Below are 15,517 nucleotides of genomic sequence, written 5' to 3' on the forward strand. Positions count from 1 at the left end.
ATGTCGACTATCGCGGCAAAAAACCTGCAGTCAGAAGCACCGGTGCAACTGCGTAATGTGGTGCGCCAATTTGGCCAGCAGCGGGTCATCGATGGCCTGGACCTGGACATCGCACCGGGCGAATTCGTCGCGCTGCTCGGGGCCAGCGGTTCGGGCAAGACCACCTTGCTGCGCAGCCTGGCTGGCCTGGACAGTATCGACAGCGGTCATCTGCTGGTGCCCAAGGCACGGGCCGCGGTATTTCAGGAGCCCCGATTGATGCCGTGGAAGCGCGCCTGGAAGAATGTGATTCTCGGTCTGCACACCCCGGACGCCAAGGCTCGTGCGGTGCAGGCGCTGACGGAAGTGGGACTGGCCCATAGGCTTGAAGCTTACCCGGCGACGCTTTCCGGCGGTGAAGCGCAACGCGTGGCACTGGCCCGTGGGCTGGTGCGCGAACCCAAGCTGCTGCTACTCGACGAACCGTTCGCTGCGCTTGATGCACTGACGCGGATTCGCATGCATCGGCTGATCATCGAGTTGTGGCGCAAACACAACCCGGCGGTGCTGTTGGTCACCCATGACGTGGACGAAGCCATCCTGCTGGCCGACCGGGTGATCGTGCTGGCCAACGGCAAGATCGCCGAACAATTGTCGATCGATCTGCCGCGAGCTCGAGACACCGGTCAGGAGGGTTTTCAGGAAATCCGCGCGCGCTTGCTGAGTTTGTTGGGGGTTGAAGTGGAAACCGTTGCCGTGGCTGAACGTCAGCTCACGAACAGCACTGTCCGGCGTTTTGCCCATGGCTGATGCAGCTTCCAATTCATTGACACGGGAATGTTCTGTTATGCCGATCCTCGTTCGGAAATCTGCGTTGGTGTTGTTGTCCAGCGTCGCGTTGTTGCTCGGCGGTTGCGGTGACACGGTTGCGCCTCAATCTTCATCCGCTGCCAAGTCAGACTTGTCCGGCGTGAAGCTGATTCTGGGCGATCAAGCCAAGGGCTTGCGCACCGTGGTCGAGGCGGCGAATGCGTTGGAGGGTATCGACTACAAAGTTGAATGGGCGAACTTCCAGGGTGCTGCTCCCTTGTTCGAAGCTTTGCGCGCCGGTGCCGTCGATCTGGGGCCGGCTGGTGACACCCCGGTGCTTGCCGCCGCGACCGGGGGCACGCCATTGCGCATCGTAGCGGTACGGCGTAGTCAATCAAGGGGCATTGCGATCCTGGTTCCAGCCGATTCGGATATCCGCACCGTTGCCGATTTGAAAGGCCGAAATGTCGTGGTGTCTTCGGCCCGCGGCAGTATTTCCCAATACCTGTTGATTCGCGCGCTGGCCAACGCAGGTGTTGATGAACAGGACGTCAAGGTCGGGTTCGTCCTGCCGACCGACGCTTTATCCGCATTCAACGCCGGCAAGATCGAAGCCTGGGCCACCTTCGGTATCTATCAGGCATTTGCCGAGCAGCAGGGCGCGCGGGTGCTGATCAGCGGCGAGGGGATCAACACCGGGCTGACCTTCATCACGGCTTCCGATGAAGTGCTCACCGACCCGCTCAAGCGCAAGGCGCTGAGCGACGTGTTGCAGCGTTTCGCCAAGGCCTTCGAGTGGGCCCGACAGAACCCGGACGAGTACGCTCGGGTCTTCGCCAAGGTCAACGATATCCCGCTTGAAGTCTCTCAACGGCTGCGCAGTTGGGGCGACGAGTCGCTGTTGCCGGTGGAGCCGAGGGATGTGCAGGCGTTGCAGCAAGTCGACGATTTGTTCGTGGAAAAGAAGATCTTTCCGCATCGCGTCGAGGTGGAAAAGTTGACGGACACTGAGGTGTTCTCCCTGACGCCTTTGACGGTGACTCAATCGGTGCCAGCGCGGTAATCCGGTGCCGGCGCATGTTCTATCCAAAGGCTAACAGGAGTAAATAAATGGGCAATGTCCAGAGCGCCACCAATGCCTTCGAGGTGTTCCGACACCCGGCATCCCGCGGCGAACTGCTCGACCTTGGCCGGGTCCTCCGGGAACCCCTGGCGCTGTCGCGGCTGCACAGCACGCCCAAGCGGGTGTTGAGTCGCCGTGAAGGAGTCTTGCTCGGGGTGTTTGCCTTGGTGTTGCACGGCGCGGTGATTGTCTGGGTCAACCAGAACCCACCGCCGGCACTGCCCGTGGTGCCGCCGGAGATCCCGCCGATGACCATTGAGTTCTCGCAGCCAGCGCCACCGGTGGTGGAGCCACCACCGCCCGAGCCGATTCCGCAGCCAGTGGTCGAACCGCCACCGCCGGTTGAAGATGAGCTGGCCGTGAAGCCGCCACCTCCGAAACCGATTCCAAAGCCCAAGCCTGTGGTTAAACCGATTCCCAAACCCGTGGCCAAACCTGTGGAGCAGCCACCCGCACCGCCAGCACCGCCGCAACCGGTCGCCACCCCAGCGCCACCCGCACCGCCAGCGCCGAAACCGGTGACCCCGGCGTCGGCCAGCGCCGGTTACTTAAAGAACCCGGCACCGGAATACCCGTCGCTGGCGATGCGTCGCGGCTGGGAAGGTACAGTGATGTTGCGGGTGCATGTATTGGCCAGCGGCAAGCCCGGTGAGATCCAGATCCAAAAAAGCAGCGGCCGCGATCAACTCGACGACGCCGCACTGGCAGCCGTCAAACGCTGGAGTTTCGTGCCAGCCAAGCAGGGCGATGTCGCCCAGGACGGCTGGGTCAGTGTGCCCATCGACTTCAAAATAAAGTAATTCAATCCTATAGACAGACACCGCGGGCCACCTGACAAAAGGCGCATCGCTACAACCGATTTAATGCCTAGTTGGAGAGCCTGACCATGAACCTGATCGCATCCCCCTTCGAATCCATCGAACACACCGTCATCTGGCTATTAATCCTCTTCTCCGTTGCGACCTGGGGCCTGGCCTTGTTAAAGGGCGTGCAGTTCACCCGACTCAAGACGCAGGATCGAAAATTCCATAAGCAATTCTGGGCCGCTTCAAGCCTTGACTCTGCCGCCGATTTCGCCAACAGCCTGCCTGGCGCTGCGGCCCGTGTGGCGCTGGCAGGTTATGCGGCCATTCAGGTTAGCGACCACCAGAACGCCGACCTCAGCCAGTCGATCAATCACCAGGACCGTCTCGAACGTGCCTTGCGTCAGCAGATCGTGCGTGAACGACGCTCGCTGGAAACGGGCCTGGCGATCCTCGCCAGCATTGGCAGCACCTCGCCCTTTATCGGTCTTTTCGGGACTGTTTGGGGCATCATGTCGGCCTTGAAAGGCATCAGTGCGGCGGGCTCGGCGAGCCTGGAAACCGTGGCCGGACCGATTGGTGCCGCACTCGTCGCCACCGGTGTGGGGATCGCTGTCGCGGTGCCGGCGGTGCTGGTTTACAACTACTTCCTGCGTCGTCTGAAACTGACCTCCGCGGACCTGGATGACTTCGCCCACGACTTCTATAGCCTGGCGCAGAAACATTCATTCCGCGTGCTGCTGCACCCGGTGCTGAGCAAGTCCGGCGCCACCGTCGCCGGGCAGAAAGTCAAGGAGGCCTCCTGAGATGGCCTTCTCCACACAAGACAGCGATGAAGTGCTGAGCGAAATCAACGTCACGCCTTTGGTGGACGTCATGTTGGTATTGCTGGTGGTGTTCATCGTCACCGCGCCGCTACTGACTAACGCGATCCCGATCAACCTGCCGAAGACCGAAGCGGTGGCGCCGGTGGAACAGAACGATCCGCTGGTGGTGAGCATCGACGACAAGGGCAAGGTGTTCATCAACAAGGACGAAATCCAGCCGAATCTGCTCGAGTTCAACCTGCAAGCCGCCAAAGCGAAAAACCCTGACGTGCGCGTGCAATTGCAAGCCGACAACGGGGTGAATTATGGCGAAGTGGCGCGGGCGATGGCCTCGATCGAGCGGGCGGGGATTACCAAGTTGTCGGTGATTACGGCGAAATAGGATTCGGGTTTATAGCATTAGAGGTGGGGCGGTGAATTATGGGGGAGGCCGCGTTTGGCGAGCGATCTCTGCTAGCTGTTTGTAAGCGGGCGGTGAATCCATCTTGCTTTTTATCGTCGTGAGTTCGAAGCTCCAGAGACAGCCAAAGCAGTGCCTGCATCAGATCAGTCGCGACAAAATGGCTTAAGATAATCAGGCTGGAATGGAACATATCGACTAAAGGACTCGTCATTTATGGAAACTCCCTTTTCACAAATCAGCGATCGTCTGAACAATCACCGATTTACGGTAGCGGACAACGCCCACGGACTATCCGGTGCAGGTACAGTATTTCACTACCATGTCGAGGAAAATGCCATTTCGGGCACTTACCAAGGCGGCCGAATTCGCATGGGTAATCAAGTCGGGCGCGCGACAGGCCCCGATACCATTGAGCTTCTTTTTCAGTGCTTGACTACGGATGGCGAGATTCTTGCCGGCTGGTCGCGTGGCACGGTAGGCGTTGATCACGCAGGGCGCACCACGCTGACCTTCGTATGGGGGTGGTTGTCGGGTGCGACTGGAGGAGGGGAGTCTAGCTACGTCGAGCTTGCCGCATAGCGGCTAAGGATTATTAGATTACAGATCGAAGAACTTGCGCTTAGCACATGCAGCCAATCTCGATGACGCCGAGTGCAAGGCTGGCTTTGTAGCCGCCCAAATCGTCATTTGGCTATAGGTAGAATCCAATAGCGTGGCGTGGATTCACTCCTTTTTTGCTCTTGATACACCCTGAAAACAAGTCCAGAATCAAGTCCATTCCTACTTCAGGAATAAACGAAACCCCTTATATTTCAATGGGTCGGACACCAGGTACGAGTCTCGTTTCCCGCTCCAAACATAGCGCTGCAGAGTTCCACTGAATTCTGTAAGCGATTGAAATAAGGACCTTCGGGTCCTTTTTTCGTTCCGGCGGGAACCACTGAAATCCAGCACTATCCGGTGCGTTTGAGTCCAGGATTCTGACGCGTGCGGAATCGGTTTGTTGCTGGAGCAGTTTGCGTAGCGAGATGAGCATCTGGCCCTGACTCTGTTCAGGCGCTCGTGATGGCACTCTCAGAAATGTCTATTCGGCACGCCCGAATCACGGGTATTGACTACGCAGTTTGCGCTGATTGAAAACTGCCCCACCCGCGTTGCGGATGAATCTGGTGTTTGCGTTCGAAGCATTCGGCCACGGCGGGTTGACGCCGCTTCCTCACTGACCGTGTTTGTTGCCGGCACAGCGTCTAGACCATTGGCCTGGGTCGAGTAAGTTCTGTTGAGCAGACATAAAAAATCCGATGCCAGAGGTCTGGCATCGGATGTTCAGATAAGCCCGGCTTGGACTCAAATGCTCAAGTGAATGGCATTCCCCATCAAAGAGCGTTCTCGTTGGGTTGCGATCAGCCTGTTACCAGCGATAGTTGACCGATCCGATCAGCGTGCGCTCGTCGCCGTAGCGGCACGAGGCGTTGCAGAACAGGTACTTTTCATTGGTCAGGTTTTGCGCCTTCATGGCCACAGTCCAGTTCTTGTCGACTTCGTAGCTGACTTTGGCGTCGAACAGGGTGTAGGCATCAACCTTCTCGTCGTTGTCCGAGCTGGAAGTACGGCTGGTGCCCATGTAGCGGGCGCCACCGCCGATCACGACCTTGGACAGGCCCAGAGCGCTCAAGCGATAGTCGGCCCACAGGTTGGCCATGTGGTAAGGCACGCCGTCGATGCGCGTCCCCACCCGGCTGGCGACGGAGTCATCGGTGATCTTCGAGTCGGTGTAGGTATACGATGCGGTGGTGCTGAGGTTAGGGGTAATCTCCGCCTTTGCCTCCAGCTCGAGACCGCGTGAACGGGTTTCACCAAACTGCACGGTGTTGCCGGAGAGGTCGGTGCTCAGCGAGTTTTTCTGCTTGAGGTCATACACTGCGGCGCTCAACAGTGCATTGGTCCCTGGCGGGGTATAGCGCACGCCCACTTCGTACTGTTCGCCCTCGGTCGGCTTGAACGAGGTGTCGGCGTTGGCGTTGAATACGTTGGCCGGCAGGAACGACTGGCTCCAGCTGACGTATGGGGCCAGGCCATTGTCCGCTTCATACACCAGGCCTACGCGGCCAGTGGCTTTCTTGTCGGTGCGTGGAGTGCGTGCGCCGGTGGCATTGGCGTAGGTGCGGCTTTCCGCCCAATCCTGGCGACCACCCAAGAGCAGGGTCCACTTGTCGAATTTGATCTGGTCCTGCAGGTAAACGCCTGACTGGGCGCTATGCAGGTCCGAGCCGCTGTCGGCGGAAGTGATGCGCGTCGATGCGCCGTACACCGGGTTGGCCGGGTTGAAGATGGAGTTGGCGCTGGAGAAGCGATGCGAATCGTAGGTCTTGTGGTAGTAGTCCACGCCAGCCAGCAGAGTGTGCTGCCACCCGCCGCTGTTGAGCGTCCATTCCACGTTGTTGTCACTGGTCCAGCCTTCGGAGCGCTCTCGGCGGATACTCGCCCGGCGTGCCAGCAGGCCCTGGTTGCGCAAGGCGGTGCTGCCGGTATCGGCGACTTGCATGTAGTCCCAGCTCAGGTCGGCATCGAAGTGGCGCAGAGCGTGACGGACTTTCAGGTCAGGCGTGAAGTTATGTTCAAACAGGTAGCCGACCGTGGTCGTGTAGTTGTTGTAATGATCAAAACCGCGCTCGCCAGTGTACAAATCGCGGTCGACCTTGGGGTAATTGGCGCTTGACGAGGTCGTCAGGTCAAAGTCCAGCGGTGGTGCAAAACCGGTACGCGTTTCTTGATAGCTGGCCAGGACGGTCAGCGAGGTGTCCTCGTTTGGGCGCCAGGTGAAGGCCGGTGCGATGTAGCGGCGGTCGTCGTCGGCGTCGGTGGTCTGGGTGTCGCTGTCGCGCCACAGGCCTGTGAGGCGATAAGAGAACTTCCCCTCGTCGTCGATTGGGCCGCCCAGGTCGAAGCTGTACTGCTTGCGCGCATGGCTGCCATATTCAACGTTGATTTCATGCAAGGGCGTGTCGGTCGGACGCTTGGTGATGGTGTTGATCAGGCCGCCCGGCGACAGTTGGCCGTACAGCACCGAAGAGGCGCCCTTGACGACTTCCACGCGCTCCAGGCCGTAGGGTTCGATGCCCCCGTCATACACGCTGCCTTGCAGTTTCATGCCATCGCGCAGGATACCGCCGGTGCCCGAACCCACGTTGAAACCACGGATCACGAAGTCATCAGCTACGCGACTGAAACCGCCCGGCTGTGCAATCACGCCCGGCGTGTAGCTCAGGGCTTCAGCCAGGGTGTCGGTCTTGCGGTTGTCCATTTCATCGCGAGTGATGACCGAAATCGACTGCGGAATCTCCTTGATCGCCGAGTTGGTTTTGCTCGCGCTGGTGCTACGCGTCGCTACTGGGCCGGTGACCTGGCCGGTCGGGTTCTCGATCGCCTTCGCATTAATGTTGGTTTCCTGCAGCACCAGCGTGCCGCCTGGCGCCGCAGTATCGCTGCTGTCGGCGGCGTGGGCTGCGGTCAGTGACAGGCTGCTGAGAAACAAGGCTAGCGCCAACGGATGATAGTCGAAGACGTTTTTTGCGTGCATGGAGGCTCCTGAATGTGGTGTTTTTAGTGGGTAAGCATCAGGCCGCTCGTTACTCGATCCCCATCAGGCAGCGGGCGGCCAACGGTGAGCGGTCAGGGGTAGTAATCGTCGAAGAACGTCTCGCGTTCCAAGCGCAGCAGGGCGGCTTTCTTGTGCGGCAGGGTGATGGTCTTGAGCCGGCCGTAGCCTTGAGATTCGAGGAAACCGATCTGCCGGGAGTGGTCGATCCGCGGCTCGCCGAGGATGCGCTGGGTGCGTGGTTCGTCGATGAACATGTAGTGCATGAGTGAGCGGAACCAGCCTTTGAGCTTGCCGGCGCTTTGGTGCTTGCTCTCGCCAACCACTACGTGCCAACCACGGTCGTGGTCTTGCACGTCGTAATAGGGTGCGATGCGATCTTCCTTGCACCAGTAGATCTCGAAATAGGCGAAGGGCTCGTCGTTGTAGCTGCCGATCAACGGCAAGACACGCGGGTCGTCAAGCATCTGCTGCAGGTACTCAGCATGCTCGTCCAGGCTGCCGGTTTGCTCCCAGAAGAACGCGACTTGCTCCAGGTTCATCCAGCGGTTGAAACGCTCCAGGTCGAGTCCGATGTCTACGGTGCGCAGGCTGAAGGTGGTGTTCAGGCCGGGCAGTTCGCGGCGATAGACCTCGCCGTGTGGGATCGGAGGGCGCTGCGGGTGACGTTTGTCGCCGCTGAAGGTGTAGCGCACCGGCATACCTGCGGCAGAACTGGTGGTAAGCCAGGGCAGGGGGTGTTGCCAGAAACTGCTGCGCGCGCATGCCAGGCGGGCCATATGGCCGTCATGGCCAAGCAGGGTGTCGAATACGCCTTGGCGTATGGCATCGCGTGCGCGCTCGAGGGCGAGCGGGGCGCTGATTTCCAGCATCGGGACGCGGGACGAATTGCAGAAGACTTGGCCGAGCAGCGCCAGCAGGCCACTGATGGGGAACGCTTCGGGCATGTTTTCCAGTAGCACGTACCCGTCTTGCCGACGGAAATGCACCGGGTCGATGCCCGCGATGGCCAGGCTGCCGTTGCCATCGTCCGACACTTGGGCGATCACGCTGCGGCCGTCAGCCAGATGTAGGGTGAAGTTCGGCGTGGTCATGATGATTCTCCATTAGTGGTTTCTCACGTATGCCGACCCGCAGGAACCTGCTGGGTCTTGACCTGCTGAGTTCGTCCAGGCCATAGCTTATGTAAGTTTTTAACGAATGGGAATCTTAACTATTTAGATTTTTATTAAATTAGCCTGCATTCAAGCTCTGTCAGCGTTTACGTGCCAGCAACCACATGAAATACGGACCGCCGATGAAGGTCGCGAACATCCCGGCCGGGATTTGCCACGGGAACACCAGGTTGCGCCCCAACCAGTCGGCCAGCACCAGGAGCGTGCCGCCCAGCAGTGCCGAGAGCAGCAATTGCGCGATAGGCCGTTGCGCGCCGAGCAGGCGCGCCATGTGCGGTGCGATCAGGCCGATGAAGCTCAGCGGGCCTACCACCAGGGTGGCGGCGGCTGTCATTACTGCGGTGAGTAACAGCAAGACCAGGCGGCTGCCGGACAGGGAAATACCCAGCGCTCGAGTGCGCTCGGCGCCCAGTGGCATGATCGAAAGCCAACGGTTGCACAGGGGGGTTACCAGCAGGAACAGCACCGCCAGGGCACTGATGACTACCGCCTGGCTGGCGTCGATACGATAGGTCGAGCCGGTCATCCAACTGAGCATGAGTAACACTCGGGAATCGCCGCTGACCATGAACAGTGCGGCGAAAGCATTGAGCAAAGTGCTCAGTGCGACACCGGTAAGTAGCATGCGGTCCGGCGCGAAGGCGCTGCGCCAGCTCAGAGTGACAATGGCCAGCAGGGCAAGCAGGGCGCCGAACGTGGCCGCCAGCAGCAGTATTAATGGGTTGAAACCGGGGACTACCAGCAAGGCAAGAATACCGCCCAGCGCGGCACCGGAACTGACACCGAGCATTTCCGGGCTGGCCATGGGGTTGCCTGTCATGCGTTGCATCAGAGTGCCGGCGAGAGCCAGCAGGATGCCCGCGGCGAACGCGGCGGCCACCCGTGGCGCACGCCATGGCAGCAAGGCGTCGAACTCCGCGCCGCCGCTGAAATACCAGCCATCCGGGCCGCGTCCCCAGGTCAGCGCCAGACACGCGGACGCTGCCAGCACCGCGAGCAGTATCCACGCCGTGCGTTTAAGCGAGGTAACGTGAGCAGCGGCGCGTTGGGTTGGTGGAGCGACGCGGGTTTCATGCAGGCGGGTCAGCAGCACCAGTAGCAGCGGTGCGCCGAGGAATGCAGTGAAGATGCCGGTGGGCATTTCTCCGCCCAGCAGTGCTGCTGACGCCTGCACCACTTGATCGGCGAGCAGCAGCAGCAAGGCCCCGAACAGGGGGGCCCAGACCAGCCGCTGGCGCAAGGTGCGGGCGCCGGCCAAGCGGGCCAGGGCAGGGGCGGCCAGACCGACGAAGCCGATCACTCCGACGCTGGCGATGGCGCTGGCGCTCAAGCCCACCGCTACCGCCAGGGCCAACAGGCGCAGGCGGTTGGGCGACAAACCGAGGCTGCCCGCCGCCGCATCGTTGAGGCCGAGCAACGCCAGCGGGCGGGCGAGCAGGGCGGCGAGCAAGGCCGCCACCGCCAGGCGCGGTGCCAGGTGATACACATCCTGCCAACTGTTCTGGTTCAGCGAACCCGATTGCCAGATGAACAGATTGCTCAAGACCTCGTGGTTGGCCAGCACCAGCAAGGTGCTCAGGGTCCCGCAATACAGGTTGATGATCAGCCCGGAAAGAATCAGCGCCACCGGCGACAAGCGCCGGCTCCAGGCCAGGCCCAGCACTGCCAGCATGCCCAGGCCGGCACCGGCCAGCGCTACGCCTTCCTGCCCGCCGTCGAGCAGGCTTGGCGCATAGATCGCGCAGGCGGCCAGCGCCAGGTGGGCGCCGGAAGCGACGCCGAGGGTGGTCGGCTCGGCGATGGGGTTGCGCAGTACTTGCTGGAACATCACCCCGGCCAAGGCCAGGGCCGCGCCCACCAGCAGGCTCATGACCAGGCGCGGCAGATAGCTGTAGCGCACCAGCAACGTGGGCAGATCGCTGGGTGACACTGGGCCGATGGCATTTTCCCAAGAGGCATCGGCCAGCAGCGAATTGCCTTGGTGGGCGCTCAGGGCCAGGGCGATGAATAACAGGCCGAGGGCCAGCCATACCGGTTGGCGGCGCAGGCGTGAGGTGCTGTCAGGCATGGTTGGCTTCCATGGTGAGCAGTTGCTCGGTGATCGACAGGGCCAGGTGTTGTGCGGTCAGCAAACCGCCACTTGGGTAGAAGCGGGGCAGCGCCTGGATGCGGCCCTCGCGGATCATCGGCAAGGCGCGCCAGATTGGGCTGTTGTTCAGCCGGCGTTGCGCCGCCACGGCTTCGCGGGGGTTGGTGTAATACAGCAATGAGGCCTCCGGATGTTCCAGTAGCGTCTCGATGCCCACCGCGGGGCTGCCGCCCCATGCGTTGGTGCGCCCCTGGTAGGCGTTGCGCAAACCCAACCTTTCGAGGACGGCCTGGTACATGCCCTTGGCACCGAACAGCAGTAGGTGGCGGCCGTCTGGATTGAGGCGTGCGATATACACCGGACGGTCGCTGATCGACGTGAGCTTGGCGCGTAAGTCGTCGAGCAGGCGGTCAGTCTGTTCCAGCAAGGCGCGCGCTTCGTCGCGTCGATCCACCAGGGCGCCGAGGTCCAGCATCACCTGGCCGGCGTTGCGATAGGGCTGGGCGTTCGAGGTGTAGATATCGAAGGTGCGCAACGGCGCGATGCGGCGCAGCAAGGTACCTTCCAACTGCCAGGAAGTGCCGATGATCAAGCCAGGCTTCAGGCGTTGCAGGTACTCCAGGTTTGGCTCGATGCTCGGGCCCAGGTCCAGGACGTCGTCGGGCATTTCCGGATAGGCGACGAACTCGCGATAATAACCGGCGTTGACCACTGCCATGGGGGCTACGCCCAGGCCTAGCAGGCTTTCGGTGAGGGCGGGCTCGAAACTGACGATATCGACTTTCGGCAATCTAGGGCCAGCGGCGCGGACCAGGGTCGAGGCGCACAGCGCGACCGGCAACAACGCGAGGCCGGTCAGGGCTCGACGACGGGTAATGAGCATTGCAACAGACTCCGAAGCAGGCAGGTCGCCTCTTGACGAGAATACGAGTCTATAGCAACAGCATATAATTCCCAATACCTGTAATAATGCCGCCGGCGCAGCCTAAAGAATCTCCCGCAGGCTTCGTTTACTCCAGTGACCCCACTCTATCGACGGCGACGGCGTGACGGCCTGCGCCAGCCGACCCCAAGGAGACACCATGTCATTGTTCGGTATGCTGGTCCGCGCTTCGCGCACAAGGTTGGCCGTGGCCATTGGCGCAAGCCTGGTCTGCGGTTTGGCCAACGTGCTGCTGGTGGCGCTGATCAACCAGGCCCTGAATGCACCGCTGGACGGCTTGGCCGGCTACGCGTTGCCTTTCGTATTGGTGATAGCGCTGGTGATGGGCAGCCAAGTGCTGTCCCGCACGCTGTTCGCCCACCTCAGCCAGCAAGGCCTGGCCACCCTGCGCCTGCACATCTCGCGGCATGTGGTTGCCGCGCCCCTGCGCGGTCTGGAAAAGGCCGGGCGCGGGCGCATCCAGGCCGCCCTGGCCGACGACACCACCACCTTGTCGAACTTCTTCACCGGTTTCCCGATGCTGGTGACCAGTGCCGTGGTGGTGCTCGGTTGCCTCGGGTACCTGGCGTACCTATCGTGGGCGATTTTCCTGGTCTCGGTGCTGGCCATCGGTCTTGGTTCGCTGGGTTACCACCTGTGCCATTCGCACATGCTCCAGTACTTCCGCAAGGCGGGTTCCAGCCAGGACGAACTCTTCAGTCACTTCGACGCCATGGTCTCGGGTGCCAAGGAGCTCAAGCTCAACCGCTCCAAGGCAAGGCGCTTTCTCGATGAAGTGCTCGTCAAGGCTGTCGAGCAAGTGCGTCACAACCGTGCCAAGGGCCTAATGCTGTTCGCCATCACTGGCGGCTGGGGGCGCTTGCTGTTCCTGGTGCTGATCGGCGTGGTGCTGTTCCTGCGCTTGTGGATTCCTTCCGATACGGCGGTGATCACCGGCTACGTGATGGTGTTCCTGTACATGATGGGGCCGCTGGAAGGGGTGCTGCTGAACCTGCCGCAGATGAGCCAGGCGCGCGTCGCCAGTGCGCGCATCGAAACGACGCTCGCGGAGTTGAAGGCTGAAACCCAACTGCAAACCCCGATTCCTGACGTGCTGCCCAAAGGCGTGACAGTGGAGCTGGATGGCCTGACCCATGGTTATTTCAGCGAGCGAGAGGATGAGGTGTTCACCCTCGGCCCGGTGGCGCTGACCCTAAACCCTGGCGAGATTACCTTTCTGGTTGGTGGTAACGGCAGTGGCAAGACCACCCTGGCCAAGCTGATCGCCGGCCTGTACCGGCCGGAAAGTGGTGAGGTGCGCGTCGATGGCCGGCCGGTGGCGGCGGGCGAGTGGGACGACTATCGCCAGCTGTTCTCGGCGGTGTTCTCGGACTTCCACCTGTTCGATACCCTGCTCGAGGCCCCTGACTCCAGCCTGGATACCCAGGTGAGTGAATGGCTGGCCAAGCTGCACCTGGACCACAAAGTCAGCGTCAGTAACGGTTCGTTCTCCACCCGTGAATTGTCCCAGGGCCAGCGCAAGCGTCTGGCGTTGATCGTCGCCTGCCTCGAAGGGCGGCCAGTGATCATCTTCGACGAATGGGCCGCCGACCAGGACCCGGCGTTCCGCGAGGTGTTCTATTGTGAGCTGCTGCCCGAGCTGCGCGCCCAGGGCAAGACGCTGCTGGTCATCTCCCATGACGACCGCTACTTCCACCTGGCCGACCAGTTGATCAAGCTCGAGCGCGGCCAGATCGTCCAGCACCAGGTGCCTGTCGTGGCGGCTGGGTTGCAGCCGGTAGTTTAAAGATTGTGGGGAGGCACGAGACATCCCTCCCCACAATCGAGTCCAATCCTGCCCCGCAAATAACAATATTTATCAAAGACACTTAATTCCCCGCGCATTTCTTTCGTCCTTATTAGCAGTGTTCCAGGCAAGGCCGGTCCGGCTTGTCGATTGCTTCCAAGGAGATTTGCCGTGTCTGTCGCCCCCGATCGCATCCGCCTGTTCTGCTTCGCTTGTTCTGGTGCGAGCGCCATGGCTTTCGCACCGTGGCGTGCCGCCTTGCCGGCCTGGCTCGATGTACAGCCAGTCGAGCTGCCCGGCCATGGTCGCCGTGGTGATGAGCCGTTGCAGGTGGACATGCCCAGCCTCGCGGCGAGCCTGGCGAGCGAGTTGGCGCCGCTGATCGACGGTCCTTACCTGATGCTCGGCCATAGCGTCGGTGGTGTCGTTGCCCTGGAAGTGGCCCATGCGCTGGGCGCCCTGGGGATTAAGCTGCCCAGCGGCTTGATCGCCGTGGCCAGTACCGCGCCCAGCCAGCGCGACGGCAAGCCGGATGCGCAACCCATGAACGATGCCGAGTTGATTGCCGAACTGCGCCGCCTCGACGGTACGCCCCAGGCAGTACTCGATGACCCCGAATTGCTGGCCATGGTGCTGCCAGTGCTGCGTGCCGACTTCCTGCTTGGCGACCGCTATCAACCGCCTTGCCGCGGGCCTTTGCCGTGCGCACTGCATGTCTTCGGCGGGCGTGACGACAGCGTCGCGGTCAGTGCTCTCGCGGCCTGGGAAGCTGAATGCAGTGGGCCGTTCCAGCTGGATATGTGCGCCGGTGGACATTTCTTCCTGCACCGCCAGCGCGACGATTTCTTACGGCGCCTGGTTGCGCTGGCCCAGGCACAGCGTCCCTCACTCCCTTCCTTGCGCGCCCTGGGCTGACCCATGCCGCACCGTCTTCCTCGTTTCGCGGAGTCTTCCATGCTTGATTCACGTTTCGACATCCGGCCCCTGCGCCACGCCAGTACCCCGTTGCCCCTGCTGATCGAGGCCCGTGAGCCCGGCCTTGATCTGTCGGCTTGCCTGCCCGATCTGCGGGCGTTGATCGATGAGCAACTGCTCAGTGCCGGTGGCGTGCTGCTGCGTGGCTTTGACGTGCAGACTGCCGAGCGTTTTCGCCGTTTCGCCGTGGGCTTCGGTTCGGACCTGCTCACCTATGAATTCGGCTCCACGCCGCGCAGCAACGTCGCCGCCGGGATCTATACCTCCACCGAATACCCGCCGCACCAGCATATCCCGCTGCACAACGAGCAGGCCTACACCCGGGACTGGCCCATGAAAATCTGGTTCTTCTGCCAGCAGGCATCGCCGGTGGGTGGCGCGACGCCGATTGGTGACAGCCGCGCGATCTACCGGCGGGTTGGCGAGCAGATTCGCGAGCGGTTCGCCACCAAAGGCCTGATGTACACCCGCAACTACGGCAACGGCCTGGACGTGTCCTGGGAGCAGGTGTTCAACACCGAGGACCGCAGTGTCGTGCACGCCTACTGCGAGGCCCATGGCATCAGCTTGGAATGGAAGGAAGAGGGTGGCCTGCGCACGCGTCAGGTCTGTCAGGCGGTGGCCACCCATCCGCGCACCGGCGACGCGGTGTGGTTCAACCAGGCGCACCTGTTTCATGTGTCCAACTTGCCCGAGGAAGTACGCGAAACGCTGCTCGACCTGGTCGAGGAGGAGGACCTGCCGCGTAACGTCTATTACGGCGACGGCAGTCCGCTGGAAGAGACCCTGCTCGAAGACATCCGTGGCGTGATGCAGCAGGAGCAAGTCGAGTTCGCCTGGCAGGACAACGACGTTCTGATGCTCGACAACATGCTCACCGCCCACGGCCGTGGGCCCTTCCAGGGACCGCGCAAGGTGGTGGTAGCCATGGCCGAGCCGCATGGCGCCGACGTGCGCTGAACAGCCCTCGACTTTTACTGAATTTTTTGCGATTGCAGGAGGACGC

At 61.5% G+C, this 15,517-nt stretch carries 13 protein-coding genes; 9 read left to right on the forward strand and 4 right to left on the reverse strand.

The features are described 5' to 3' along the window. The 6 genes from U5A08_RS10690 (at position 1) to U5A08_RS10715 (ending at position 4,524) form a co-directional block, all read left to right on the forward strand. Positions 1 to 789, forward strand: coding sequence for an ABC transporter ATP-binding protein (locus U5A08_RS10690; protein WP_083333782.1), 789 nt, complete (start codon positions 1 to 3; stop codon positions 787 to 789). A gap of 37 nt (positions 790 to 826) precedes the next feature. Further along, on the forward strand, positions 827 to 1,852 hold the full coding sequence (locus U5A08_RS10695) for an ABC transporter substrate-binding protein (protein WP_169886298.1): 1,026 nt from the start codon (positions 827 to 829) through the stop codon (positions 1,850 to 1,852). A gap of 47 nt (positions 1,853 to 1,899) precedes the next feature. After that, positions 1,900 to 2,712, forward strand: a complete 813-nt coding sequence (locus tag U5A08_RS10700; protein ID WP_169886300.1) for an energy transducer TonB — start codon at positions 1,900 to 1,902, stop codon at positions 2,710 to 2,712. An 86-nt stretch (positions 2,713 to 2,798) separates the two neighbouring features. Next, entirely contained in the window at positions 2,799 to 3,521 is a 723-nt protein-coding gene (locus U5A08_RS10705) for a MotA/TolQ/ExbB proton channel family protein (protein ID WP_083333779.1), read from the forward strand. A 1-nt stretch (position 3,522) separates the two neighbouring features. Further along, a complete protein-coding gene (locus U5A08_RS10710) occupies positions 3,523 to 3,924 on the forward strand; it encodes an ExbD/TolR family protein (RefSeq protein ID WP_083333778.1) in 402 nt (133 codons plus the stop codon). Between the two features lie 234 nt (positions 3,925 to 4,158). Further along, positions 4,159 to 4,524, forward strand: a complete 366-nt coding sequence (locus U5A08_RS10715) for an avidin-fold protein (RefSeq protein ID WP_253394717.1) — start codon at positions 4,159 to 4,161, stop codon at positions 4,522 to 4,524. 832 nt (positions 4,525 to 5,356) lie between these two features. On the opposite strand, the gene U5A08_RS10720 is transcribed toward U5A08_RS10715, so the two are convergent. The 4 genes from U5A08_RS10720 to U5A08_RS10735 form a co-directional block, all read right to left on the reverse strand. Beyond that, positions 5,357 to 7,525 carry a TonB-dependent siderophore receptor gene (locus tag U5A08_RS10720; RefSeq protein WP_095021391.1) on the reverse strand — a complete coding sequence of 723 codons (2,169 nt, stop codon included), beginning with the start codon at positions 7,523 to 7,525 and terminating at the stop codon, positions 5,357 to 5,359. Positions 7,526 to 7,617: 92 nt separating this feature from the next. After that, positions 7,618 to 8,637 carry a GNAT family N-acetyltransferase gene (locus U5A08_RS10725; protein WP_321851459.1) on the reverse strand — a complete coding sequence of 340 codons (1,020 nt, stop codon included), beginning with the start codon at positions 8,635 to 8,637 and terminating at the stop codon, positions 7,618 to 7,620. A gap of 160 nt (positions 8,638 to 8,797) precedes the next feature. Beyond that, entirely contained in the window at positions 8,798 to 10,786 is a 1,989-nt protein-coding gene (gene fhuB / locus U5A08_RS10730; protein ID WP_321851460.1) for a Fe(3+)-hydroxamate ABC transporter permease FhuB, read from the reverse strand. Continuing rightward, positions 10,779 to 11,690, reverse strand: coding sequence for an ABC transporter substrate-binding protein (locus U5A08_RS10735; RefSeq protein WP_095021394.1), 912 nt, complete (start codon positions 11,688 to 11,690; stop codon positions 10,779 to 10,781). Before U5A08_RS10735 ends, fhuB begins: the two co-directional genes overlap by 8 nt. 199 nt (positions 11,691 to 11,889) lie before the next feature. Between U5A08_RS10735 and U5A08_RS10740 the strand changes: the two genes are divergently transcribed. The 3 genes from U5A08_RS10740 to U5A08_RS10750 all read left to right on the forward strand — a co-directional run bounded on the left by U5A08_RS10740 (position 11,890) and on the right by U5A08_RS10750 (position 15,471). Beyond that, positions 11,890 to 13,536: a cyclic peptide export ABC transporter gene (locus tag U5A08_RS10740; RefSeq protein ID WP_253394720.1), complete on the forward strand. Its 1,647-nt coding sequence runs from the start codon at positions 11,890 to 11,892 to the stop codon at positions 13,534 to 13,536. Between the two features lie 171 nt (positions 13,537 to 13,707). Beyond that, the gene (locus U5A08_RS10745) at positions 13,708 to 14,451 is read left to right on the forward strand and encodes a thioesterase II family protein (protein WP_321851462.1); all 744 of its coding nucleotides are present in this window, start codon (positions 13,708 to 13,710) and stop codon (positions 14,449 to 14,451) included. Between the two features lie 39 nt (positions 14,452 to 14,490). Then, a complete protein-coding gene (locus U5A08_RS10750; protein WP_198865928.1) occupies positions 14,491 to 15,471 on the forward strand; it encodes a TauD/TfdA family dioxygenase in 981 nt (326 codons plus the stop codon). The last annotated feature ends 46 nt before the right edge of the window (positions 15,472 to 15,517 follow it).

The organism is Pseudomonas paraveronii (assembly GCF_963681955.1).
Classification (GTDB): domain Bacteria; phylum Pseudomonadota; class Gammaproteobacteria; order Pseudomonadales; family Pseudomonadaceae; genus Aquipseudomonas; species Aquipseudomonas paraveronii.